Here is a 23933-nt window from a genome sequence, read left to right as displayed (position 1 = left end):
TCGTCGTGGCGGGCAGGCCCGCGGGAGATGCAGCCGGCGGCGCAGGGTCAGGGGGCCGGGGACGAGATGACCGGTTGGACGCCCGTCAGGCCGGCCGACACCTGCCAGAGACGGGATGCGACCGACTCGTCGCGGGTATGACGTTTGGCGGGCACGCGAGCCGGGGCGCCGGTCAGCTGGAACCACCCGGCCGGACCCCAGTATTCCCCGCCGACGACGTCTTCGCCCACGAGGGCGTGGACGAGGGGCTCTGCTCCGACCTCTTTGCCCTGGGAGAACGTGTGCATCGTCGAGGTGAGGACGGCCGGAGGACGGTGGGGCTCGACGACGGGCGGGCGTGGGTCGCTGAGGGACTCCCACGAGAACCCGGGGTGGGCGACGACGCTCGAGATCGACGATCCGGCCGCCCGGAGTCGCCGATCGAGGTCGAACCCGAAGGTCATGACCGCGAGCTTGGATCGCGCGTAGGCGACGGCCCCCGAATAGCTCGAGACCATCATGGGATCGTCGAGGTCGAGTCGCACCCACCGGTGGCTGATGCTGCCGAGGTGCACGACTCGCGCCGTCCCGGCCGACTCGAGCGCCGGAAGGAGGTGCGAGACCAGCGCGAAGTGGCCGAGGTGGTTGGTGCCGAACTGGAGCTCGAAGCCGTCGGTCGTCGTCTGGCGACGACGCGAACCGACGACGCCTGCGTTGGCCAGCAGGCCGTCGACCGGCCCACCGGCGGCGATGGCGGACGCACCCGAGCGGACCGACGCGAGATCGGCGAGGTCGAGCGCGACGGTGTCGACGTCCGCCCCGGGCACGCGGCTGCGCAGGAGATCGGCGGCCCGGACGGCTCGCTCTGCGTCGCGGGCCGCGAGGACGACCTGATGACCGGCCGTGACGAGCCGCTCGGCGGAGTAGTAGCCGAGACCCGCGGTCGCACCCGTGACGACGACACGGCGACGATCACCGGGCATGGCCGGCCGCCTCCATCTGGCGCAGGTCTTTCTTCAGGTCGGCGACCTCGTCACGGAGTCGACCGGCCAATTCGAACTTGAGCTCGGCCGAGGCCTGCAGCATCTGCTCGTTGAGGTCCGCGATGATGGCTTCGAGACCGTTCGCCGCGCTGGCCGCCTTGCCCTCGCGGCGGAGGTTCGGCGTGGGGGCGCGCTTGCCGCCCTGGCGATCCGCGAGGAGGCGAGCGGTGTCGGCGCCCTCTCGGGCCAGGACCTCGGTGATGTCGGCGATCTTCTTCCGCAACGGCTGGGGATCGATGCCGCGCTCGAGGTTGTAGGCGACCTGCTTCTCGCGACGACGATCGGTTTCTTCGAGTGCTTGTTTCATCGAATCGGTCATCACGTCGGCGTACATGTGCACCTGACCCGACACGTTGCGGGCCGCACGACCGATGGTCTGGATGAGGGACGTCGACGAGCGGAGGAAGCCTTCTTTGTCGGCGTCGAGGATGGCGACGAGCGACACCTCGGGGAGGTCGAGGCCCTCCCGGAGCAGGTTGATGCCGACGAGCACGTCGTAGACCCCCTGGCGCAGTTCGGTCAGCAGCTCGACCCGTCGGAGCGTGTCGACGTCGGAGTGCAGATACCGCACCCGCACGCCGGCCTCGGTGAGGAAGTCGGTGAGCTCTTCGGCCATCTTCTTGGTCAAGGTGGTGACCAGGACGCGTTCGTCGATCTCGACCCGTGTGCGGATCTCTTCGAGCAGGTCGTCGATCTGGCCCGCGGACGGCTTGACCACGATCTCGGGATCGATGAGCCCGGTGGGTCGGATGATCTGCTCGACCACGCTGTCGGTGATCCCCAGCTCGTACTTGCCGGGTGTCGCCGAGAGGTAGACCTTCTGGCCGACCCGGTCGAGGAACTCCTCGAACTTGAGCGGCCTGTTGTCGAGGGCACTCGGCAGCCGGAAGCCGTGGTCGACGAGGGTGCGTTTGCGCGAGGCGTCGCCCTCGTACATGGCACCGATCTGGGGCACGGTCACGTGCGACTCGTCGATCACCACGAGCAGGTCGTCGGGGAAGTAGTCGAGCAGGCAGTGGGGCGCCTCGCCGGGCGATCGACCGTCGATGTGCGCCGAGTAGTTCTCGATGCCGTTGCAGAAGCCGATCTGTTCCATCATCTCGAGATCGAAGGTCGTACGCATGCGCAGACGTTGGGACTCGAGGAGCTTGCCCTGCTTGTCGAGCTCGTCGAGACGGGTGGCGAGTTCGTCCTTGATGGTCCCGATCGCCCGGTGCATGACGTCGGTACCCGCGACGTAGTGGGACCCCGGGAAGACCGACACCGCGTCCATGGTCTTGACGACGTCGCCCGTGAGCGGGTGGAGGGCGTACAGGGCCTCGACCTCGTCGCCGAACATCTCGATGCGTATGGCCAGTTCTTCGTACATGGGAATGATCTCGATGGTGTCACCCCGCACACGGAAGTTGCCACGCGAGAAGTCGATGTCGTTGCGCTGGTACTGCATCGAGACGAAGCGGCGGATCAGCGTCTCGCGATCGATCCGCATGCCGACCTGGAGGGCGATCATGGCTTCCATGTAGCCCTCGGGAGTGCCGAGACCGTAGATGCAGGACACCGTCGAGACGACGATGACGTCGCGCCGGCTCAGCAGGGAGTTCGTCGTCGAGTGCCGCAGGCGCTCGACCTCGGCGTTGACGGAGCTGTCCTTCTCGATGAAGGTGTCGGTCTGCGGGACGTAGGCCTCGGGCTGGTAGTAGTCGTAGTACGACACGAAGTACTCGACGGCGTTGTTCGGGAAGAGCGACCGGAACTCGTTCGCCAACTGGGCCGCGAGCGTCTTGTTGTGGGCCAGGACGAGCGTGGGGCGCTGCACCTGTTCGACGAGCCAGGCCGTGGTCGCCGACTTGCCCGTTCCGGTGGCGCCCAGCAGGACGACGTCGGTCTCGCCCGCGTTGATGCGCCCCGCCAACTCGGCGATGGCAGCCGGCTGGTCGCCGCTGGGTTCGAACTCACTGATGACTTCGAACGGGCGGACACTGCGGGTCGGTTCCATGGATTCCAGTTTACGAGGGACCACCGACACTCGCGTCCGGGGAGGCTGCCTGCTTCGCCGCTGACAGCGAACGCAGCCGGTCGTAGAGGTCGTCCGTCTGTTCCAGCGTGTGCTCGAGCGACCCGGACGAGTCGACGACGACGTCCGCGACGGCGAGCCGTGTCCGGTCGTCGGCCTGCGCGTCCACGCGGCGCCGCGCCTCCTCATCGCTCATCCCCCGCAGCTCGACGAGCCTCCGCAGGCGTACCTCACGGGGGGCGTGCACGACGACGACCACGTCGAAGCCGGCGGTCCCCCGCGACTCGACGAGGAGCGGCACGTCGTAGACCACGACGCGTTCCGGGTCGTCGGCGACGGCATCGGCCATGCGACGGGCCGAGAGAGCGTGCACGGCCGGGTGCGTGATCCCCTCGAGATCACGGCGAGCGGCAGGGTCGGCGAAGACGACGGTTCCGAGGGCGGCCCGGTCGAGGGAGCCGTCGGACCGCAGCACCTCGGACCCGAAGCGGGCGACCACGGCCTCGAGTCCCGCCGACCCGGGCTCGACCACCTCACGGGCGAGGGCGTCGGCGTCGACGTGCGCCGCCCCCCGTTCGGCGAGTCGACGGGCCACGACCGACTTGCCGGCGGCGATGCCACCGGTCAATCCACAGACGAACACGACGTCGAGACTACGCCGCGAACGCCGGAAGGCGGCTCCCCCGTGGGGGAACCGCCTTCTGGTCGAGACCGGAGGGACTCAGTTGTTGTTCGACAGCTTCTCGCGCAGAGCGGCGAGCGACTCGTCGTCGGCGAGGGTGCCGGCGCCCGAAGGGGACTCGGCCGAGAACGACGATCCCGTGGGAGCGTCGAACGACGTCGTCTCTTCGACGAGCGAGGCAGCGACCTGCTTCTTGTGGGCTTCCCAGCGCGCCTGGGCGGCAGCGTAGTCCTGCTCCCACTTCTCGCGCTGCGAGTCGAAGCCCTCGCGCCACTCGTTCGTCTCGGGGTCGAAGCCCTCGGGGTACTTGTAGTTGCCCTGGTCGTCGTACTCGGTGAGCATGCCGTAGAGCGCCGGGTCGAACTCGGTGCCCTCGGGGTCGACACCCTCGTTGGCCTGCTTGAGGCTCAGCGAGATGCGACGGCGGTCGAGGTCGATGTCGATGACCTTGACGAACACCTCGTCGCCGACGGCGACGACCTGCTCGGCCAGCTCGACGTGCTTCGCCGACAGCTCGGAGATGTGCACGAGACCCTCGATGCCGTCGGCCACGCGGACGAACGCACCGAAGGGGACGAGCTTGGTGACCTTGCCCGGAGCGACCTGGCCGATCGCGTGCGTACGGGCGAACACCTGCCACGGGTCTTCCTGGGTGGCCTTGAGCGAGAGCGACACGCGCTCACGGTCGAGGTCGACCTCGAGGATCTCGACGGTGACCTCCTGGCCCACCTCGACGACCTCGCTGGCGTGCTCGATGTGCTTCCAGCTGAGCTCGGAGACGTGCACGAGGCCGTCCACGCCGCCCAGGTCGACGAACGCACCGAAGTTGACGATCGACGAGACGACGCCCTTGCGGACCTGACCCTTGTGGAGGTTGTTCAGGAAGGTCGTACGGCTCTCGGACTGCGTCTGTTCGAGCAGGGCACGGCGCGACAGGACCACGTTGTTGCGGTTCTTGTCGAGCTCGAGGATCTTGGCCTCGATCTCTTGGCCCAGGTAGGGCGTGAGGTCGCGGACGCGACGCAGCTCGATGAGCGAGGCGGGGAGGAAGCCACGGAGGCCGATGTCGACGATGAGGCCACCCTTGACGACCTCGATGACCGTACCGGTGACGACGCCGTCGGCGTCCTTGATCTTCTCCACGTCGCCCCAGGCACGCTCGTACTGAGCGCGCTTCTTGGACAGGATCAGGCGGCCTTCTTTGTCTTCCTTCTGGAGGACGAGGGCTTCGACCGTGTCGCCGACCTCGACGACCTCGGTGGGGTCGACGTCGTGCTTGATCGAGAGTTCGCGCGAGGGGATGACACCCTCGGTCTTGTAGCCGACGTCGAGGAGGACCTCGTCGCGGTCGATCTTCACGACGGTGCCTTCGATGAGGTCGCCGTCGTTGAAGAACTTCAGGGTCTTCTCGACCGCGGCCAGGAAGTCATCAGCGGATCCGATGTCGTTGATGGCGACCTGCTTGGGTGCCTTGGTCGTTACGGTTGTCATGTAGTTAGTGCTCCAGTACGGGCATGAATCGGGCCGTGTTCGCCCCTCGAACGGTGTTCGGGAGGATGTGTCGAACGCGGCGTGCGGAAAGATCGACGCAGATAGCGCTCGATGATCTTAGCGCGGTGCCGCAGCTGTAGGCAACGGCGTGTCGGGCGCCGGGACGACTCACTCCAGCAGGGCCCGCCGCAGCGTGTCGAGCCCGACCCCTCCCAGCCGCAGGGCGTCCCGGTGGAAGGCCTTGACGTCGAACGCGTCGCCGTCACGCCGCGCGCGTTCGGCGCGGAGGTCCTCCCAGATGCGCTGACCGACCTTGTACGACGGCGCCTGTCCCGGCCAGCCGAGGTACCTGTCGACCTCGAAGCGCACGAACCCGGTGTCCATGTTGACGTTCTCGGACATGAAGCCGAATGCGTTCGACGCGTCCCAGGACCCGCCGCCGCCAGGGAAGGGCTTGCCCAGGTGGACGCCGATGTCGAGCACGACGCGCGCCGCGCGCATGCGTTGCCCGTCGAGCATGCCCAACCGGTCACCCGGGTCGCCGAGCCAGCCGAGCTCGTCCATCAACCGCTCCGCGTAGAGCGCCCAACCCTCGGCGTGCCCCGAGGTCCCCGCGAGCTGTCGACGCCAGGTGTTCAACGTGGCCCGGTTGTGGACCGCCTGGCCGAGTTGCAGGTGGTGGCCCGGGACGCCCTCGTGGAAGACCGTCGTCGTCTCACGCCAGGTGCCGAAGCGGGTGACGCCCTCGGGCACCGACCACCACATGCGACCGGGTCGCGAGAAGTCGTCACTGGGGCTCGTGTAGTAGATGCCGCCGTCCTTCGTCGGTGCGATGCGGCACTCCAGCCGGCGGACAGGCTCGGGGATGTCGAACTGGTCGCGCCCCAACTCGGCGACGGCCCGGTCGCTGAGCTCTTGCATCCAGGCGCGGAGGGCGTCGGTGCCCACGAGCTGGCGTGCGGGGTCGGCGTCGAGCAGCTCGATGGCCCGGGAGACCGACGCCCCGGGTTCGATCTGACGTGCGACGGCCTCTTGTTCACTCGTCATCCGGGCCAGCTCGTCGATCCCCCATTCGTAGGTCTCGTCGAGGTCGACCGTCGCTCCCAGGAACCGTCGCGAGTGCAGGGCGTAGGCGTCGCGTCCGACGGCGTCCACGGTGGTGGCGGCGGGGAGCAGCTCGTCGAGCAGGAACCGTCGCAGGTCGACGTAGGCCTCTGCGGCGGACGAGGCGCCCGACGCGAGGTCCCGAGCCAGCGCCGCGCCGGGTTCGCTGCCGTCGCCGAGCCGGGCTCCGCCGACGAACTCGGTGAAGAAGCCGTCGGCGGCACCGATGCGGGCGCACTGCTCGGCCACCTTCTCGACCTGGCGGCGGGCGGGGGTCACTCCCCCGGCGATGCCGGCACGCAACGTCTCGACGTACTGGTCGACGGCGGTCCGAACCCGACCGAGGCGGGACGCGACGTCGACCCAGTCTCCCTCGGACGTGGTCGGCATCAGGTCGAACACCTCGCGGATGCCCTGTGCCGGCGACGCGATGACGCTCAGGTCGCGCAGTTCGAGTCGCTGCTCGGCGTACTCGAGGTCGAGCTGGAGCTCGCTTGTCAGGTCGTCCCGGGTGACGCGGTCGACGTCGTCCACGGGGGCGGTGCTCCGCAGTTCGGCGAGAGCGGCCCGGACGGCCTCGACGCGGCGTGCGTGACCCTCGGGCGAGTAGTCGCCGTACTCGCCGGTGCGGCCCTCACGGCCGATCCAGGTCGCGGTGGTGGGGTCGAGTTCGCACAGGGTGTCCACCCAGCGTTCGGCAACCCCGTCGACGGGGGTCGGTGTGCGCGGGGTCGGCGTCGTCGCGGGATCGGTCATGCCGACGAGCCTAGTGACGCAGGAGGCGCGGTGCCGGAGGGCCCGCACCGCGCCTCCTCGGGTCCCACGACGAACGGGGCGCCCACCGACTCTCGTCGGCGGGCGCCCCGTCTCGGTGCTGGTACCTACTCTTTGTCGAGGTCGGTCGCGAGGAGCGCGACGAGCTCGTCGAGGGCGGCCTCGGCGTTGTCGCCCTCGGTCGCGACGACGACCTCTTCACCGTGGCCGATGCCCAACGAGAGCACGCCGAGGATGCTGGCGGCGTTGACGCTCTTGCCGGCCGCGGAGGTCAGCGTGACCTTGGCGCCGGTCTTGCCGGCGGCCTGGCTGAACAACGAGGCGGGACGGGCGTGCAGCCCGACGCTCGAGGCGATGGTGACGGAACGTTCTGGCATGTCTTCTCCTCTGGAGGGGGTGGGGGTCAGTCGTCGTCGTCGGTCGACGCGAGCAGCTCGTAGACCTCGGCGGTCGTGGTCGAGCCGCGCAGGGCAGCGGCCTTGTCGGGGTCCATCAGGATGCTGGCCAGCTGGCTGAGGATCGCGATGTGGCCGTTGCCCTTGGCGGCGATGCCGACCGTGACCGAGACCTCGTTGCCGTCCCAGTCGACCGGGACCGGGAACCGCAGGACGACGAGGGCGTCCTCTTTGACCGAGTCCTTGCCGGCGAGGGTGCCGTGCGGGATCGCCACACCCTCGCCGACGTAGGTGGACACCGAGTTCTCACGCTCGAACATCGCGTCGACGTACGACTCGTCGATCGCGCCCGCGTCGATGAGCGCCTGACCCGTCTTGCGGATGGCCTCGTCACGCGAGGCGGCGACCTCGTCGAGTCGGATGGACGACTCGGCGAGGAGCGCCGAGAGCTCGGGTGCCTGCTGGTCGGTCATCGTCAGACCTCGACCGTCGAGCCGTCCTGGATCGCCTTGACGACCTTGGCGACGTTGGGGTCTCCCATGAACAGCTGGAACGGCACGACGGGCACGTTCGGCACGACACCGCGGGCCCGCTCGGCCAGGTTGTTCTGGGTGACGACGACGTCGGCATCCGACGGGATCGACGCGACGGGCGAGTGCTCGACGGTGACACCGCTCTTCTTCAGCTGCTTCTTGAGCGTGGACGCCAGCATGACGCTGCTGCCCATGCCCGCGTCGCACGCGACGATGAGTTTCTTGATGCTGGAACCGTCGAGGGTTGCCATGACCTTCTCCTTGTGTGGTGGTGGTGCTGACTGGTGGTGCGGGCGGGCTAGGCGGTGGGTGCCGCGGTGCCCTTGCTGGTGGCCTTGTTGGCCGCGGTGGCGGCCTGGGCGTCGGCGAGAGCCTGCTCCTGCGCGGCGGCGTCCTCGGCACGGGCCTCGCGGTTCTCCTTGCGGCCGAAGCCCATCAGGAGGGACGAGACGACGAACGAGACGGCCGCCGAGAGCAGGATACCCAGGTAGATCGGGAGAAGGTCCCCGCGGGCGGCGACGAGCGTGTAGGCGATGATGCTGCCGGGCGAGGCGGGACCGACGAGGCCGACGTTGAAGAGCGCGAAGGTCGCGATGCCGGTCGCGCCACCGAGGACGGCGGCGACGAGCAGGATCGGCTTCATGAGCACGTACGGGAAGTAGATCTCGTGGATGCCGCCGAAGAAGTGGACGATGATCGCGGCCGGGGCCGAGGGGCGGATGGCGCGCGGACCGAAGAAGAGGTACGCGAGGAGGATGCCGAGGCCCGGGCCGGGGTTCGACTCGAGCATGAAGAGGATCGACTTGCCGGCCTCTTGCACCTGCGTGCCACCGAGCGGGGTCAGGATGCCCTGGTTGATGGCGTTGTTGAGGAACAGCACCTTGGCGGGCTCGATGATGATCGACGCCAGGGGCAGCAGGCCGCGGTCGACGAGGAACCCGACGGCGCCACCGAAGACGTTCGTGATCGCCGTGGTGACGGGGGCGAGGCCGAAGAAGGCCAGGACGCCCATGGCGCCACCGATGATGCCGAGCGAGAAGTTGTTGACGAGCATCTCGAAGCCGGACTTGATGCGGCCGTCGACGAGCTTGTCGAACTGCTTCAGGACCCAGGCGGCGAGCGGGCCGACGATCATCGCGCCGAGGAACTGCGGCACGTCGGTGGCGACGATGACGCCCATGACGGCGACGGCACCGATGACGGCACCGCGCTGACCGTGGACCATGCGACCACCCGTGTAGGCGATCAGGATCGGCAGGAGGTACTTGATGATCGGGCCGACGAGACCGGGCCACGGCGTGCCGTCCGACATCTCGCCGAATCCGCCGAGCTGGGGAACCGGCGTCCAACCGGTCTGGATGAAGAGGGCCGTGATGAGGCCCCAGGCGATGAAGGCGCCGATGTTCGGCATGATCATGCCGGCCAGGAAGCCACCGAAGCGCTGGACGCGCGCTCGGGCTCCCGTACCGGTGACGGTGGGGGTGAATTCGGACATGGTGAGGACTTCTCCTTGTTGCTCTCAGCGACGAGAGGGATGTGGGGTGGTGGAGGTGGTGTGGGGTGCTGTGGTGCGTCGGGGTGGTACGAAGGTGGCCGGTCGGACTCGCGTCATGCGATCACGACCCGGGGGCCGGCCTGCTCGACGTCGTCGGCCAGCTCGGCGTCAACGCCGGAGTCGGTGATGACGGTGTCGACGTCGGTGAGCGGCGCGACCTTGGCGAAGTCCTCGCGACCGAACTTGGTGTGGTCGGCGAGGACGACGGTGCGTCGCGACGCGGCGATGAGCGCGCGCTTGACCCGCGCCTCCGCCAGATCGGGGGTGCTGATTCCGCGCTCCACCGACACGCCGTTCGTGCCGATGAACGCGACGTCGGCGAAGACGTCGGCGATCTGCGCCCGCGTCCAGTCCCCCACGGCCGAGTACGTGCGGGTGCGGATGAGACCGCCGAGCAGGTGCAGCGTGACGTTCGGTCGGCTGATCAGGATGGTGGCGACGGCGAGGGAGTGCGTGACCACGGTCAGCTCGCGGTCGAGGGGCAGCAGTTCGGCGAGGCGGATGGTCGAGGTGCCGGCGTCGACGATGATGGAGCCGCCGTCGGGCAGTTCGTCGAGAGCTGCGCGGGCGATGCGCTCCTTCTCGGACGCGGCCGTCCCCTCGCGGTCGACCACGGGGGGCTCGATGCCGAGCCGCTCCATGGCGATGGCGCCCCCGTGCACGCGGCGCAGGACGCCCCGGCGCTCGAGGGCAGTCAAGTCACGGCGCACGGTCTCGGGCGCGACGGAGAGCTCTCGCGCGAGACCGGCGACCTCGACCCGGCCCCGGGACAGGGCGGTGTCGAGGATCTGCTGGTGACGCTCCGGTGCGTACATGGGAGACCTCGTCGTCGGACTGCACGGTCGCCTCGAGGGCTCACCGGTGGTGCGGAAGTGCGGAAGGAGTTCAACTGCTGTTGATCTGCGCTTATATAAGTCCGTTTGTGTGGCCCGGTCAAGTCTGTGCCGCGTGTCGTGTCCGTTTGTGCCCGGGTCCGAGGCGTTTCGCTGCCCGATGGGCAGAGAGATGCCCGATGAGTGGGCATCGGGTGCCCGAGCGAGGCATCCGGGCCCAGGTCTGTGCCTGCCAGGGACGAGGAGGCGCGGGTTCGGAACTGCAGAAGTATCCGACCCGGCGGCATCCGTCGCCGCTCGAGCGCGGGCCGGGCCCGGGCCCGCGCCCGCGCCCGGGTGAGCGTCGGCACGGGGCCTCCGAGTCGTGGGCTCAGTGGGCGGCTGCGTCCCAGCTCTCGCCGAGGCCCACGCTGACGTCGAGCGGCACGCGCAGGTCGGCAGCGCCGCTCATGCGACGGCGGACGATCTCGCGCACGTCGTCGACCTCGCCCGGTGCGACTTCGACGATGAGTTCGTCGTGCACCTGGAGCAGCACCCGCGAGCCCATCTCGCGCTCGTCGAGTTCGGATCGGACGCCGAGCATGGCGATCTTCATGATGTCGGCCGCCGAGCCCTGGATGGGCGCGTTCAACGCGGCCCGCTCGGCGTTCTCGCGCAGGACGCGGTTCGGGGACTTGAGGTCGGCGAAGGGGCGGCGACGACCGTAGATGGTCTCGGTGTAACCGTCTTCCCTTGCCTGCTCGACGACGTTGCGGAGGTACTCGCGCACGGCACCGAACCGGGCGAAGTAGTCGGTCATGAGCTGGCGGGCCTCGGCCGTCTCGACGCGCAGCTGCTTCGACAGGCCGAAGGCGCTGAGACCGTAGGCGAGGCCGTAGGACATGGCCTTGACCTTGGTGCGCATGGCAGGGGTGACGTCGGCGGGTTCCACCCCGAAGATGCGGGCACCGACGAAGCGGTGCAGGTCTTCGCCCTCGTTGAACGCCTGGATCAGCCCCTCGTCACCTGAGAGGTGCGCCATGATGCGCATCTCGATCTGCGAGTAGTCGGCCGTGAGGAGCGTCTCGTAGTCGGGGCCGTGCACGAACGCCGCGCGGATCTCGCGACCGACGGCGGCCTTGACCGGGATGTTCTGGAGGTTGGGGTCGACGGACGAGATGCGCCCGGTCGTCGTGCCCGTCTGGTCGTAGGTCGTGTGGATGCGGGAGTCGTCGGCTATCGACTTCTCGAGGGTCTCGATGATCTGGCGCAGCTTCGTCGCATCGCGGTGCTTCAACAACAGGTCGAGGAAGGGGTGAGGGTGCTTCTCCTGGAGATCGGCCAGGGAGGCGGCGTCGGTCGAGTAGCCCGTCTTGGTCGCCCGGGTCTTGGGCATCTCGAGTTGCTCGAAGAGCACCTCTTGGAGTTGCTTGGGCGAGCCGAGGTTGACCTCTCGTCCGATCTCGGCGAAGGCGGCCGACGCCAACTCGCCGGCCTGCTCGCCCAACCGCAGCGAGAGCGCCTTGAGCGTGTCGCGGTCGGCGGCGACACCCGTGAGCTCCATGTCGCCGAGCACCGGGACGAGCGGAAGCTCGATCTCGGTGAGCACCCGTCGTGAGCCTTCGTCGAGGGCTGTCACCAGCGACTCGGACAGTCGGAGGACGTACCAGGCCTCGGAGGCCACGTTGACGTCGTCGTCGGCCGACACGAGCTGGTTGGGGTCGCCGACGGGCAGGGTCTCGCCCAGCTGTTCGTAGACGAGGTCGGAGAGCGCGAAGGAGGTGCGGCCCGGGCGCAGCAGCCAGGCGGCGACCCGGGGGTCGCCGACGATGCCCGTCAAGGTCAGGCCTGCGCGGGAGAGGGCCTTGTAAGCCCGCTTAGCGTCGTGGACCACCTTGGGCGTGGCGTCGTCGAGCCAGGCCTCGAGCGCGACGTAGTCTCCGCGACCCGCGGCCCAGGGTACGTACGCCGACTCGTCGAGGGACGAGATGCCGAGCCCGACGATGCCGTCCGCGCCGTACTCGACCGTCAGGCCGACGGGCTTCTCGGGATCGGACGCGTGTTTCTTCAGCCAGAAGGCGAGTTCTTCGTCGATGAGGGTGCGGACGACCGGGAGGCCCTCGGGTGCCGCCGTCACGGCCGGCTCGCCCGAGTTGGCGGCAGACGGGTCGGTCGATTCCGACAGGGCCAGGACGCGCTCGAGCAGGGTGCGGAACTGCAGCTTGTCGAACAGCTCGCGGACGGCGGCCTCGTCGATGCCCCGGCGTTCGAGGTCGCCGGGGCCCACCGGGAGCTCGACGTCGGTGACGAGGCGGTTCAGTCGGCGGTTGCGGACGGCGTTCTCTTTCTGTTCGCGCAGCTTCTGCCCGACGACACCCTTGATCTCGTCTGCCCGCGCGAGGATCTCGTCGAGACCGCCGTAGAGGTTGATCCACTTGACGGCGGTCTTCTCCCCCACCTTGTCGATGCCGATGAGGTTGTCGCTCGTCTCGCCGACCAGTGCGGCGACCTCGGGGTACTGGTGGGGCTCGATGCCGTACCGCTCGAAGACCTTGTCGCGGTCGTATCGGGTGAGCTCGCTGACGCCTCGGGCCGAGGGGTAGAGGAGGGTGACGTCGTCGTTGACCATCTGGATGGCGTCGCGGTCGCCGGACACCACCAACACTCGGTACCCGTCGTCGCGACCGCGGGTGGCGAGCGTCGCGAGGATGTCGTCGGCCTCGAAGTCCTCTTTCGTGATGGTCGTGATGCCCATGGCGTGCAGCGCCTCTTGCAGGAGGGGGATCTGGCCGACGAACTCGGGAGGGGTCTCGGACCGGGTGCCCTTGTACTCGGGATATTCACGCGTGCGGAAGGAGAATCGCGAGATGTCGAACGCGACGGCCAGATGCGTCGGCTTCTCGGCCTTGAGCAGGCTGAGCAGCATCGAGATGAAGCCGTGGATGGCGTTGGTGTGTTGGCCTTCGCGGTTCACGAAACTGTCGACCGGGAGGGCGTAGAAGGCCCGGAAAGCGAGGGAATGGCCGTCGATGACCAGGAGGGTAGGCTTCGTGTCGTCCGTCACCACGTCAGCCTAGCGGGCACCCCCGACACCGTCGCCGGGCGCCTCGGTCCGATCACCCGGAGAACCATGAGCAGTCCGTCCGCCGTCCCGAACGACGCCGAGAGGACCGTCTCGTCGGAGGCGTCCCTGAGCGCCGCCGCCGTCGAGCTGTTCCGCCGTCGGGGTGTCGGCGCTCTCGCCGAGAAGATGGGCATCGTCATCGACGAGATGAGCGCCGAGCGGGCCGTGGGTCGGATGCCCGTGGAGGGGAACACGCAGCCGGTCGGCATCCTGCACGGTGGCGCGCACGTCGTCCTGGCCGAGACCCTCGGGTCGGTCGCGGCGAACGTCCACGCCGGGGCCGGCCGCGTCGCCATGGGCATCGAACTCAACGCCAGTCACAGTCGGTCGGCTGCGACCGGCTGGGTGACGGGCACTTGCACGGCCCTGCACCTCGGCTCCACCCTGACCACGCACCAGGTCGTCATGACCGACGACCGCGGCCGCCTCCTGTCGACGGTCCGCATCACCAACTACCTCACGGACGCCCGAGACTAGGCCGCCGACGCGAGAAGGCCCGCCCCGATCGTCGGGGCGGGCCTTCTGTCGTCGCGAACGACTACTTCTTGGCGCTGAGCTGTTCGATGATCGCCTGGGCCACGTCGTGCATCGTCAGACGGCGGTCCATGGAAGCCTTCTGGATCCACCGGAAGGCCTCGGGCTCGGTGAGCCCCATCTTCTCGTTCAGCAGGCCTTTCGCACGGTCGACGAGCTTGCGGGTCTCGAACCGTTCGACCAGGTCGGCGACCTCGGCCTCGAGCGTGATGATCTGCGCGTACCGCGAGAGGGCGATCTCGATCGCGGGCAGCAGATCGTTGGGCGTGAAGGGCTTCACGACGTATGCGAGAGCACCGGCCTCGCTCGCCCGCTCGACGAGCTCTTTCTGGCTGAACGCGGTCAACAGGACGACCGGCGCGATGTGCGCCTTCGAGAGCCGCTCGGCGGCGGAGATGCCGTCAAGCTGCGGCATCTTGACGTCCATGATGACGAGGTCGGGGCGCAGCTCGGTCGCGAGGGCGACGGCGGTCTCGCCGTCTCCGGCTTCGCCCACCACCTCGAAACCGTTGTCGCGGAGGATCTCGACGATGTCGAGGCGGATGAGGGACTCATCTTCGGCCACGACGACGCGACGGGGTGCTGCTGGGGTTGCTTCCTGGTCACTCACGACGTGAAGCCTACGGTATTGTCGACCTGGTTGTTGTGCGCCGGATTGGCGGAATGGCAGACGCGGAGCACTCAAAATGCTCTGTCCGTGAGGGCGTGTGGGTTCGAGTCCCACATCCGGCACCAGCCCCCCTAGGCGAACGAACGACAGCCTCGTCGTGGCCATGCCGACGAGATGTGGATCTCCTTGCCTCGTGCGGTCATCGGGCCGACACGCCGAGACGAGTTCTGCTCAGAGGGTGTGCCCGCGGGCCTCCGTGCACTACGCTGATGGAACTGGTTGTTGTGTTACGCATTTGTATCTCGCGACGTGCCGAAGGCCTCCTCTCACCGAGAGGGGTTCCGACGGTGGCGTCGTTCTCAGAGGGAGCGGACAAAAAGGCACCGCGACGAGCGATCTCGAAATCGAGATCGACAACTCTGATTGAAGGAAATAGAAAAATGGCAACAGGCACCGTTAAGTGGTTCAACTCCGAAAAGGGCTTCGGCTTCATCACCCCCGACGACGGAACCACTGACGTCTTCGCGCACTTCTCCGCGATCGCCGGCGACGGCTACCGCAACCTGGAAGAGAACCAGAAGGTCGAGTTCGACACGGCTCAGGGCAACAAGGGCCTCCAGGCCGAGAACATCCGCGTCATCTGACTCGGTGGCGTCCTCGTGACGCCGTCAGTCGGCGGGTTCGCCCGCCACTGAATCGAGAGCCCCGATCCGCTTCTGCGGATCGGGGCTTTCTCCGTCCTCGGCCCCGACCCGCGGGGCCCGACCGGCGGGCTCGTGCCCTCAGGGCAACGTGAAGCCGAGGAGGCGCGCCACCGGTTCGTAGTCCCGGCTCGCCGTCCGATAGGCGGTCTCCCACTCGGCGATCCGGGCTCCGGCCTCCCCGGGGTCCGTGAAGCGGTCGTCCTCGCCTCCACCGGCGACCAATGCCTCCCTCGCTTCGCGATATCGGCTGGTCAGGGTCGACCAGAGGACGAGTTCGTCCCCGGTCGAGTCCTCGGGAGCGGCACGGGCCACGTCCCAGGGAACCTCGCCCGCCGGCCGGCGCCCCCCCGGCGGGCGCGGGGCAGAGACCTCAGCCGCCGGGCCCGCCTCCCCCTCTCGGAAGATGGTCCGGGCACCGACGGCGAGCGCGGCCCCGAGGGCGCCCCGGGCGACGAAGATCAGCGCCGGAGCCCAGGGGCCGTCAACCCGCCACACGGTCGCGGCCACTCCCCCGAGGAACGAGCCGCCCACGAGCGCGCCGAGGGCCGCCCACCGGCCCGGACTCGCGCCTCCTCGGTCCGTCTCCTGGATCTCGGGACCGAGGCTGCGTCGAGTCTCGGCCACGCCGTGACCGCTCCACGACGGCACGACGTACAAGCGGGCCTCGAACTCGAAGCACGAGGGGTGTCGGGCGTCCACGGACATGCGGTGAGCGTACGCCCCGCGGACACGACGAAGCCGGGACGATCCGGTGGGATCGCCCCGGCTTCGCCAGGAATCTCGCGGTGTGTCAGGGCTGCGACGCGTACGCCGGGGCGGCCTCGCCGTGGGCGTCGCCCACACGGTGCACCCGGAGGTCGTTGGTCGAGCCCGCGATCCCGGGGGGGGACCCGGCGATCACGATGACCTTGTCGCCCGACTCGGCGAGGTCGTTGCCGAGCAGGATGTCGTCGACCTGCGCGAACATCGCGTCGGTGTGCGTGACGGTCTCGACCAGGTAGGACTGCACGCCCCAGCTGATCGCCATGCGGCGACGGATGGCCTCGTTGGGAGTGAAGGCCAGGATGGGGATCGAGTGGCGCAGACGCGACATGCGACGGACCGAGTCACCCGACTCGGTGAAGACGCAGAGGAACTTCGCCTGGACGAACTCGGCGACGTCGGCCGCGGCCAGAGTGATGGCGCCACCCTGGGTGCGAGGACGGGTACCCAGCGGGGGGATGCGCTCGAGACCGTGCTCTTCGGTGGAGGCGACGATGCGCGCCATGGTCTGCACCGTGATGACGGGGTACTCACCGACGCTCGTCTCGCCCGAGAGCATGACCGCGTCGGTGCCGTCGAGGACGGCGTTGGCGACGTCGGAGGTCTCGGCGCGCGTGGGGATCGGGCTCGAGATCATCGATTCGAGCATCTGCGTGGCAACGATGACCGGCTTGGCCATGCGACGAGACAGCTCGACCGCGTGCTTCTGCACGATGGGCACGGCCTCGAGGGGCAGCTCGACGCCGAGGTCGCCGCGGGCGACCATGATGCCGTCGAACGCGTCGATGATCGCCTCGAGGTTGTCGACGGCCTGGGGCTTCTCGATCTTCGCGTAGACGGGGACCTTGCGGCCCTCTTCTGCCATGATCTCGTGCACGCGCACGACGTCGTCCGCGTCCCGCACGAACGAGAGGGCGATCAGGTCGGCACCCAGCTGGAGGCCCCAGCGCAGGTCGGCCTCGTCTTTGTCGGAGAGGGCGGGGACGTTGACCGCCACGCCCGGGAGGTTGATGCCCTTGTTGTTCGAGACGGTGCCGGCGACGACGACCTCGGTCGTCACGACGGTGCCGTCGGTCTCGAGGACGCGGAGCTTGACGCGACCGTCGTCGATCAGGAGCGGGTCGCCCGCCTTGACGTCGTCGGGAAGCCCCTTGAACGTCGTGCCGCAGATCTCTCTAGAGCCCAGGATCTCGTCGGTGGTGATCTTGAAGACGTCGCCGACCTCGAGGTCGTGGGGGCCGTCTGCGAACTTGCCGAGACGGATCTTGGGGCCCTGCAGGTCGACGAGGACCGCGACGGCGCGGCCCGAGTCGGCGGACGCCTGGCGGACGTTCGCGTAGACGCCCTCGTGGACGTCGTAGCTGCCGTGGCTGAGGTTCATGCGGGCGACGTCGACGCCGGCGTCGATGATCGCCCGGATGTCGTCGTAGCTCGACGTCGCCGGCCCGAGGGTGGCGACGATCTTTGCGCGTCTCATGTGTTCCGTTCGTGTGGGGGGAAAGGGGGTGGGACGACTACAGCCCGACTCCCACCCTATTCCCGTCGGAAGGCCGGATCAGACCGAGATCGACCGATCGGTGGGCTTCACCGGGAAGGGCAGCACGGTCTCGCCCTCGAGGTAGGCGTCGACGGCCGAGGCCGTGGCCCGACCCTCGGCGATCGCCCAGACGATGAGCGACTGCCCGCGGCCGGCGTCACCGGTCACGAAGACGCCGGGCTCGCCGGTCTCGTACGTGGCACCGCGCTCGAGGGATCCGTGACCGTCGAAGGTGAGCCGCAGCTGCTCCTCGATCGTGTCGCGCTCGGGCCCGGTGAAACCGAGGGCGAGGAGGACGAGGTCGGCGGGGACCTCGCGTTCGGTGCCGGCCTTGGGGACCCGCCGCCCGTCGACGTACTCGGTCTCGGCGACGCGGATGGCCCGCACCTCTCCGACCTCGTTCGTCAGGAACTCGACCGTCGAGGCCAGGTAGACCCGCTCGCCGCCCTCTTCGTGGGCGCTGGACACCTCGAACAGCGTGGGGAACATCGGCCACGGCTGGGCCTCGGGGCGTTCTTCGGGCGGCTGTTGGCCGATCGCGAGGTTGGTCACCGAGAGAGCACCCTGACGGTGCGCGGTGCCGATGCAGTCCGCACCGGTGTCCCCGCCCCCCAGGACGACGACGTGCTTGCCCTCGGCCGTGATCTGGTCGGACACCGCGTCGCCCGCGCCGGCCTTGTTCTGCTGCACGAGGTAGTCCATGGCGAAGTGGATGCCGGACAGGTCGCGCCCCGGGATCGGCAGGTCGCGGGGAACCGTGGCCCCCGTCGCGACGACGACGGCGTCGTAGCGGGCCCGGAGGTCGTCCCAGGCGATGTCGCGGCCGATCTCGACCCGGGCGCGGAAGCGCGTGCCCTCGGCCTGCATCTGGGCGATGCGCTGCTCGAGTTGCTTCTTCTCCATCTTGAAGTCGGGGATGCCGTAGCGCAGCAGTCCGCCGATGCGGTCCTCGCGCTCGTACACGGCGACCGTGTGGCCCGCGCGGGTGAGCTGCTGGGCAGCCGCGAGTCCGGCGGGGCCCGAACCGACCACCGCGACGGTCTTGCCGGTCAGGCGCTCGGGCGGGTGCGGGGTGACCCAGCCGTTGGCGAAGGCCTGGTCGATGATCGAGACCTCGACCTGCTTGATCGTCACCGGGGGCTGGTTGATCCCCAGCACGCAGGAGGACTCGCACGGCGCGGGGCAGAGACGACCCGTGAACTCGGGGAAGTTGTTGGTCGCGTGCAATCGCTCGATGGCCTGACGGCCCTCGCCGCGCCACATGAGGTCGTTCCACTCGGGGATCAGGTTGCCCAGCGGGCAGCCCTGGTGGCAGAACGGAACACCACAGTCCATGCAGCGGCCCGCCTGACGACGCAGTTCACCGCTCTCTTGTTGCTCGTAGACCTCTTTCCAGTCCATGAGCCGGACCGACACGGGTCGGCGCTTGGGCAGCTCGCGGGACTGCGTCTTCAGGAAGCCTTTGGGGTCAGCCACCGGTCACCTCCAGGATTCTCTTCCATGTCTCGTCGCCATCGGGGTCGAGACCCTCGTCGACGGCCGTCTGCCGGGTGGCGAGGACGGCGGCGTAGTCGCGGGGCAGCACCTTGACGAACTCGGCCATGGTGGCGTCGAGGTCGTCGAGCATGCGCTGGGCCACGGGCGATCCGGTCTCGGTCAGGTGCCGCTGCAGCAGATCGGTGAGGATCTCGACGTCGGCGCTGCCGAGCGGGTGGAGTTCGAGTTCACCCGACGCGAGCGCCTCGGCGTTGACCCGTTCGGGCTTGAGCCGGTGCACGTAGGCCGTGCCTCCCGACATGCCCGCACCCAGGTTGCGGCCCGTGTCGCCCAGGATGACGGCGAGGCCGCCCGTCATGTACTCGAGCGCGTGGTCGCCCACGCCCTCGGCGACCGCGCTGGCCCCGGAGTTGCGGACCAGGAAGCGCTCCCCCACGATGCCGCGCAGGAACATGCTGCCCTGGGTGGCACCGTAGCCGATGACGTTGCCGGCGATGACGTTCTCCTCGGCGGCGAACGCGCTGCCGCGGGGCGGGCGCACGACGACGTTGCCGCCGGAGAGGCCCTTGCCCACGTAGTCGTTGCTGTCGCCCTCGAGTCGCAGCGTGATGCCGGAGGGCAGGAAGGCGCCGAGCGACTGACCGGCCGAACCGCTGAGGTTGATCTCGATGCTGCCGTCGGGCAGCCCGTGCTCGCCGTGTCGCAGGGTGACCTCGTGCCCGAGCATGGTGCCGACCGCGCGCTCGGTGTTGCGGATGGGCAGGGTGATCTCGACGTGTCCGCCGTTCTCGAGCACATCGGCGCTGCGCTCGATCAACTGGACGTCGAAGTGCTCGTCGAGGCCGTGGTCCTGCGTGGTGTGGTTGCGGCGGGGCTCGTCGTCGGCGAAGGTCGGCCCGACCAGCACCGGGGCGAGGTCGAGACCCGAGGCCTTCCAGTGGTCGACGGCGCGGTCGACGTCGAGGACGTCCGTCCGGCCGATGGCCTCGTCGAGGCTGCGGAACCCCAGGGCGGCCAGGTACTCACGCACCTCCTGGGCGAGGAACTCGAAGAAGTTGACGACGAACTCGGGCTTGCCCGAGAACCGGGCACGGAGCTCGGGGTTCTGCGTCGCCACGCCCACCGGGCAGGTGTCGAGGTGGCAGACCCTCATCATGATGCAGCCCTCGACGATGAGCGGCGCGGTCGCGAAGCCGAACTCCTCGCCGCCGAGCAGGGCGGCGATGAGGACGTCGCGACCGGTCTTCATCTGACCGTCGACCTGCACGACGACACGGTCGCGCATCCCGTTCAGCATCAGGGTCTGCTGGGTCTCGGCCAAGCCGATCTCCCAGGGCGTGCCCGCGTGCTTCAGCGAGTTCAGCGGACTGGCGCCGGTGCCCCCGTCGTGACCGGACACGAGCACGACGTCGGCCAGGGCCTTCGTGACCCCCGCCGCGACGGCACCGATGCCCGACTGGCTCACGAGCTTGACGTGGACGCGGGCCTTGGGGTTGGCACGCTTGACGTCGAAGATGAGCTGCTTCAGGTCTTCGATCGAGTAGATGTCGTGGTGCGGCGGCGGCGAGATGAGGCCCACGCCCGCCGTGGCGTGGCGGGGGCGCGCGGCCCCGGGGGAGACCTTGGTCGGCGGCAGCTGACCGCCCTCGCCGGGCTTGGCGCCCTGCGCCATCTTCAGCTGGATGTCGGTGGCGTGCGTCAGGTACATGCTCGTGACGCCGAACCGGCCGGAGGCCACCTGCTTGACGGCACTGCGGCGCTCGGGGTCGAGCAGACGGTCGACGTCCTCACCGCCCTCGCCGGTGTTGGACTTCCCGCCGAGGCGGTTCATCGCGATCGCGAGCGTTTCGTGGGCTTCTTGCGAGATCGAGCCGTAGCTCATCGCCCCTGTCGAGAACCGCTTGACGATCGCCTCGATGGGCTCGACCTCGTCGAGCGGTACGGGCGGCCGCACGCCGTGCTTGAGCCGGAACAGCCCGCGCAGCGTCATCAGCTGCTCGGCCTGGTCGTCGACCAGCTTGGTGTACTCACGGAAGATGTCGTAGCGGCGCGTGCGCGTGGCGTGCTGCAGCCGGAACACGGTGTCGGGGTTGAAGAGGTGACGAGGGCCCTCGCGGCGCCACTGGTACTCGCCGCCCGTGGCCAGCCGCTCGTGGGCGATGACGGAGCCGTCGCTGGGGTAGGCGCTCGTGTGACGCTGCTTGTTCTCGGCCGCGATGACGTCGATGCCGACGCCGCCGAGCATCGACGAGGTTCCGGTGAAGTAGGTGTCGACGAACTCCTGGCTGAGGCCCACGGCCTCGAACGCCTGTGCCGCGGCGTAGCTCGACACCGTCGAGATGCCCATCTTCGACATGATCTTCAGCACACCCTTGCCGAGCGCCTTGATGAGGTTGTGCACGGCGTCCTCGGGGCTCAACCCCGTGATCATGCCCGCGCGCACGAGGTTCTCGCAGGTCTCCATCGCGAGGTACGGGTTGACCGCGGACGCGCCGTAGCCGATCAGGGTGGCCACGTGGTGCACCTCGCGCACGTCGCCGGCCTCGACGATCAGGCCGACCTTCATGCGGTTCTCGGTGCGGATCAGGTGATGGTGAACCGCGGCGATCATGAGGAGCGACGGTACGGGGGCGAAGTCGGCGTTCGAGTCGCGGTCGGAGAGCACGATGAACTCGGCGCCGGCCTCGATGGCGTCGTCCACCTCGTTGCACATGGCGGCGATGCGCTTCTCGAGCGCCCGCGGACCCTTGTCCGCCCGGTAGAGCCCACGGATGGTCGACGTCTTGCGGGACCCGGGGCTCGGGTCGATGTGCTGGATCTTCGCGAGCTCGTCGTTGTCGATGACCGGGAAGTCCAGGATCACCTGACGGGCGTGCTCTGGAGTCGCGGCGAGCAGGTTCCGCTCGGGGCCGAGGCCCAGCTTGAGCGACGTGACCACCGACTCGCGGATCGAGTCGAGAGGCGGGTTCGTCACCTGGGCGAACTGCTGCGTGAAGTAGTCGAACAGGAGGCGCGGGCGCTCTGACAGGACGGCGATCGGCGTGTCGCTTCCCATGGCCCCCAGGGGCTCCGCACCGGTCTTCGCCATCGGGGTCAGCAGGATGCGGACCTCTTCTTCGGTGTACCCGAAGGTGCGCTGACGGCGGGTGACCGACGCGGGGGTGTGCACGATGTGCTCACGCTCGGGCAGCTCGGAGAGGTGGATGCGTCCCTCGGCGAGCCACTCGCCGTACGGCGCCGCCGTGGCGAGATCGCGCTTGATCTCGTCGTCCTCGATGATGCGCCCGGCCTCGGTGTCGACCAGGAACATCTTGCCGGGGCGGAGCCGACCCTTGCGGACCACCTTGGCGGGATCGACGTCGATGACGCCGATCTCGCTCGCGAGGACCACGAGGCCGTCGTCGGTGACGAGGTAGCGGCCCGGGCGCAGACCGTTCCGGTCGAGGGTGGCACCGACGTGCGTGCCGTCGGTGAACGTGATGGCCGCCGGGCCGTCCCACGCCTCCATGAGCATGGAGTGGTACTCGTAGAAGTCGCGCAGGGTGGGGTCGATGTCGACCTGGTTCTCCCACGCCTCGGGCACCATCATCATGACCGCGTGCGGCAGCGACCGGCCGGTCAGGCTGAGCAGTTCGACGACCTCGTCGAACGACGCCGAGTCGCTCGCCCCCGGGCTGACGATCGGGAGGATGGGCTTGAGGTCGCCGATCAGCTCGTTCTCGAGCTGGGACTGACGGGCGCGCATCCAGTTGCGGTTGCCCCGCACCGTGTTGATCTCGCCGTTGTGCGCGATCATGCGGAACGGTTGCGCCAGCGGCCAGGACGGGAACGTGTTCGTCGAGTAGCGAGAGTGCACGATGGCGAGCTTGGACGCGAAGCGCTCGTCGCTCAGGTCGGGGTAGAACGGCTCCAGCTGCAACGTGGTGACCATGCCCTTGTAGACCATGGTCCGGCTGCCCAGCGAGGTGAAGTAGGCCGAGAGTTTGCGCTCGGCACGCTTGCGAAGCCGGAACGCCTGGCGGTCCAGCGCGACTCCGGCGAGCGGGACGCCGTCGGCGTCGTGGTGCCTGCTGGCGAGGAAGAGCTGCTCGAAGGCGGGCATGGCGTTCCGCGCGAGAGTGCCCAGCTCTTCGGGTCGGACGGGGACCTCGCGCCAGCCGAGCACGTCGAGGTGCTCGAGGTCGGCGATGCGCTCGATGCCCGTCTTCAGCTCGGAGCGCTCCTGCTCGTCGAGAGGCAGGTAGGCGATGCCCACCGCGTACTGACCTGCCGGCGGCAGGTCGAAGTCGACCTCGTGGCGGAGGAACTCGTCCGGCACCTGGCAGAGGATGCCCGCACCGTCGCCGGTGCCGGCGTCGGAGCCGACGGCGCCTCGGTGCTCGAGGTTCCGAAGGGCGCGGAGGGCGGTGTCGACGATGTCGTGGCCAGGGGTTCCGCGGAGGGTCGCGACCATGGCGAGGCCGCAGGCGTCCTTCTCGTTGCGCGGGTCGTACAGGCCGCTGGCCTCCGGGACCGTGCTGAACTGCTGGTGTGCTGGCGTGAGAGCCATGGAATCCGTCCTCACGAAGAGATCCGACAGGGGGCGGGACGACGTCGGCCCGAGGTGCCTCACGGGGCCGCGGTCTGTGGGCGGCCCCGACTCGGCGGGAGAGGTCGGCTCGTGGCGACCGTGGGCGTGCACGCCGGCAGGAGGGGCCGACTGCGCTCGATCTTACGAGGCGCGGGTGCGTGCACAGAACCGTGTCGCGGGCGGATCGTTCGCACCGGGATGGGGTGGAGAGGA

General features: G+C 68.8%; 18 protein-coding genes and 1 tRNA gene. 3 read left to right on the top strand and 16 right to left on the bottom strand.

All coding sequences use genetic code 11. The annotated features are described in order from the left end of the window. Positions 1–47: 47 nt before the first annotated feature. The 11 genes from AEQ27_RS07615 to polA all read right to left on the bottom strand — a co-directional run bounded on the left by AEQ27_RS07615 (position 48) and on the right by polA (position 13446). Positions 48–962 carry an SDR family NAD(P)-dependent oxidoreductase gene (locus tag AEQ27_RS07615; RefSeq protein WP_054146083.1) on the bottom strand — a complete coding sequence of 305 codons (915 nt, stop codon included), beginning with the start codon at positions 960–962 and terminating at the stop codon, positions 48–50. Continuing rightward, a complete protein-coding gene (gene uvrB / locus AEQ27_RS07610) occupies positions 952–3018 on the bottom strand; it encodes an excinuclease ABC subunit UvrB (RefSeq protein ID WP_043592809.1) in 2067 nt (688 codons plus the stop codon). Before uvrB ends, AEQ27_RS07615 begins: the two co-directional genes overlap by 11 nt. A 10-nt stretch (positions 3019–3028) precedes the next feature. Further along, complete coding sequence (gene coaE / locus AEQ27_RS07605) at positions 3029–3679, bottom strand: dephospho-CoA kinase (protein WP_054146082.1); 651 nt, start codon at positions 3677–3679, stop codon at positions 3029–3031. Between the two features lie 78 nt (positions 3680–3757). Further along, the gene (rpsA, locus tag AEQ27_RS07600) at positions 3758–5209 is read right to left on the bottom strand and encodes a 30S ribosomal protein S1 (protein ID WP_054146081.1); all 1452 of its coding nucleotides are present in this window, start codon (positions 5207–5209) and stop codon (positions 3758–3760) included. A gap of 168 nt (positions 5210–5377) precedes the next feature. Further along, the gene (locus AEQ27_RS07595; protein WP_054146080.1) at positions 5378–7069 is read right to left on the bottom strand and encodes a DUF885 domain-containing protein; all 1692 of its coding nucleotides are present in this window, start codon (positions 7067–7069) and stop codon (positions 5378–5380) included. 125 nt (positions 7070–7194) lie between these two features. After that, a complete protein-coding gene (locus AEQ27_RS07590) occupies positions 7195–7464 on the bottom strand; it encodes an HPr family phosphocarrier protein (protein WP_043592801.1) in 270 nt (89 codons plus the stop codon). Positions 7465–7490: 26 nt separating this feature from the next. Continuing rightward, positions 7491–7955 (bottom strand): PTS sugar transporter subunit IIA, encoded by a 465-nt coding sequence (locus AEQ27_RS18295; protein ID WP_054146079.1) that lies wholly within the window; start codon positions 7953–7955, stop codon positions 7491–7493. A 2-nt stretch (positions 7956–7957) separates the two neighbouring features. Continuing rightward, the gene (locus AEQ27_RS18290) at positions 7958–8266 is read right to left on the bottom strand and encodes a PTS lactose transporter subunit IIB (RefSeq protein WP_054146078.1); all 309 of its coding nucleotides are present in this window, start codon (positions 8264–8266) and stop codon (positions 7958–7960) included. 47 nt (positions 8267–8313) lie between these two features. Next, positions 8314–9510, bottom strand: coding sequence for a PTS mannitol transporter subunit IICB (locus AEQ27_RS18285; RefSeq protein WP_054146077.1), 1197 nt, complete (start codon positions 9508–9510; stop codon positions 8314–8316). Between the two features lie 113 nt (positions 9511–9623). Beyond that, positions 9624–10385 carry a DeoR/GlpR family DNA-binding transcription regulator gene (locus AEQ27_RS07570; RefSeq protein WP_054146076.1) on the bottom strand — a complete coding sequence of 254 codons (762 nt, stop codon included), beginning with the start codon at positions 10383–10385 and terminating at the stop codon, positions 9624–9626. A gap of 388 nt (positions 10386–10773) precedes the next feature. Beyond that, the gene (gene polA / locus AEQ27_RS07565) at positions 10774–13446 is read right to left on the bottom strand and encodes a DNA polymerase I (protein ID WP_054146188.1); all 2673 of its coding nucleotides are present in this window, start codon (positions 13444–13446) and stop codon (positions 10774–10776) included. A 186-nt stretch (positions 13447–13632) separates the two neighbouring features. Here polA and AEQ27_RS07560 point away from each other — a divergent pair, with 186 nt between their 5' ends. Continuing rightward, a complete protein-coding gene (locus AEQ27_RS07560) occupies positions 13633–13983 on the top strand; it encodes a PaaI family thioesterase (RefSeq protein WP_235451023.1) in 351 nt (116 codons plus the stop codon). Positions 13984–14044: 61 nt separating this feature from the next. On the opposite strand, the gene AEQ27_RS07555 is transcribed toward AEQ27_RS07560, so the two are convergent. Next, entirely contained in the window at positions 14045–14650 is a 606-nt protein-coding gene (locus AEQ27_RS07555; protein ID WP_043592796.1) for an ANTAR domain-containing response regulator, read from the bottom strand. Between the two features lie 39 nt (positions 14651–14689). On the opposite strand from AEQ27_RS07555, the gene AEQ27_RS07550 reads away from it, so the two are divergent. Continuing rightward, positions 14690–14775, top strand: a tRNA-Leu gene (locus AEQ27_RS07550). 315 nt (positions 14776–15090) lie between these two features. After that, positions 15091–15294: a cold-shock protein gene (locus AEQ27_RS17750; protein ID WP_043592793.1), complete on the top strand. Its 204-nt coding sequence runs from the start codon at positions 15091–15093 to the stop codon at positions 15292–15294. A gap of 138 nt (positions 15295–15432) precedes the next feature. On the opposite strand, the gene AEQ27_RS07540 is transcribed toward AEQ27_RS17750, so the two are convergent. The 4 genes from AEQ27_RS07540 to gltB form a co-directional block, all read right to left on the bottom strand. Further along, the gene (locus tag AEQ27_RS07540) at positions 15433–16059 is read right to left on the bottom strand and encodes a hypothetical protein (protein WP_054146075.1); all 627 of its coding nucleotides are present in this window, start codon (positions 16057–16059) and stop codon (positions 15433–15435) included. An 85-nt stretch (positions 16060–16144) separates the two neighbouring features. Further along, positions 16145–17593 carry a pyruvate kinase gene (pyk, locus tag AEQ27_RS07535; protein ID WP_054146074.1) on the bottom strand — a complete coding sequence of 483 codons (1449 nt, stop codon included), beginning with the start codon at positions 17591–17593 and terminating at the stop codon, positions 16145–16147. Between the two features lie 78 nt (positions 17594–17671). After that, entirely contained in the window at positions 17672–19129 is a 1458-nt protein-coding gene (locus AEQ27_RS07530; RefSeq protein WP_054146073.1) for a glutamate synthase subunit beta, read from the bottom strand. Continuing rightward, complete coding sequence (gene gltB / locus AEQ27_RS07525) at positions 19122–23699, bottom strand: glutamate synthase large subunit (RefSeq protein ID WP_054146072.1); 4578 nt, start codon at positions 23697–23699, stop codon at positions 19122–19124. Before gltB ends, AEQ27_RS07530 begins: the two co-directional genes overlap by 8 nt. Positions 23700–23933 lie beyond the last annotated feature (234 nt).

The sequence above is a fragment of the Frigoribacterium sp. RIT-PI-h genome (assembly GCF_001297205.1).
Classification (GTDB): domain Bacteria; phylum Actinomycetota; class Actinomycetes; order Actinomycetales; family Microbacteriaceae; genus Frigoribacterium.
This window is presented reverse-complemented; position numbering and strand designations above follow the sequence as displayed.

Coding starts and splice junctions, on each gene's coding strand:
- AEQ27_RS07615 (WP_054146083.1), bottom strand. CDS start 962: ATGCCCGGTGATCGTCGCCGTGTCGTCGTCACGGGTGCGACCGCGGGT.
- uvrB (WP_043592809.1), bottom strand. CDS start 3,018: ATGGAACCGACCCGCAGTGTCCGCCCGTTCGAAGTCATCAGTGAGTTC.
- rpsA (WP_054146081.1), bottom strand. CDS start 5,209: ATGACAACCGTAACGACCAAGGCACCCAAGCAGGTCGCCATCAACGAC.
- AEQ27_RS07595 (WP_054146080.1), bottom strand. CDS start 7,069: ATGACCGATCCCGCGACGACGCCGACCCCGCGCACACCGACCCCCGTC.
- AEQ27_RS07590 (WP_043592801.1), bottom strand. CDS start 7,464: ATGCCAGAACGTTCCGTCACCATCGCCTCGAGCGTCGGGCTGCACGCC.
- AEQ27_RS18295 (WP_054146079.1), bottom strand. CDS start 7,955: ATGACCGACCAGCAGGCACCCGAGCTCTCGGCGCTCCTCGCCGAGTCG.
- AEQ27_RS18290 (WP_054146078.1), bottom strand. CDS start 8,266: ATGGCAACCCTCGACGGTTCCAGCATCAAGAAACTCATCGTCGCGTGC.
- AEQ27_RS18285 (WP_054146077.1), bottom strand. CDS start 9,510: ATGTCCGAATTCACCCCCACCGTCACCGGTACGGGAGCCCGAGCGCGC.
- AEQ27_RS07570 (WP_054146076.1), bottom strand. CDS start 10,385: ATGTACGCACCGGAGCGTCACCAGCAGATCCTCGACACCGCCCTGTCC.
- AEQ27_RS07560 (WP_235451023.1), top strand. CDS start 13,633: ATGGGCATCGTCATCGACGAGATGAGCGCCGAGCGGGCCGTGGGTCGG.
- AEQ27_RS17750 (WP_043592793.1), top strand. CDS start 15,091: ATGGCAACAGGCACCGTTAAGTGGTTCAACTCCGAAAAGGGCTTCGGC.
- AEQ27_RS07540 (WP_054146075.1), bottom strand. CDS start 16,059: ATGTCCGTGGACGCCCGACACCCCTCGTGCTTCGAGTTCGAGGCCCGC.
- pyk (WP_054146074.1), bottom strand. CDS start 17,593: ATGAGACGCGCAAAGATCGTCGCCACCCTCGGGCCGGCGACGTCGAGC.
- gltB (WP_054146072.1), bottom strand. CDS start 23,699: ATGGCTCTCACGCCAGCACACCAGCAGTTCAGCACGGTCCCGGAGGCC.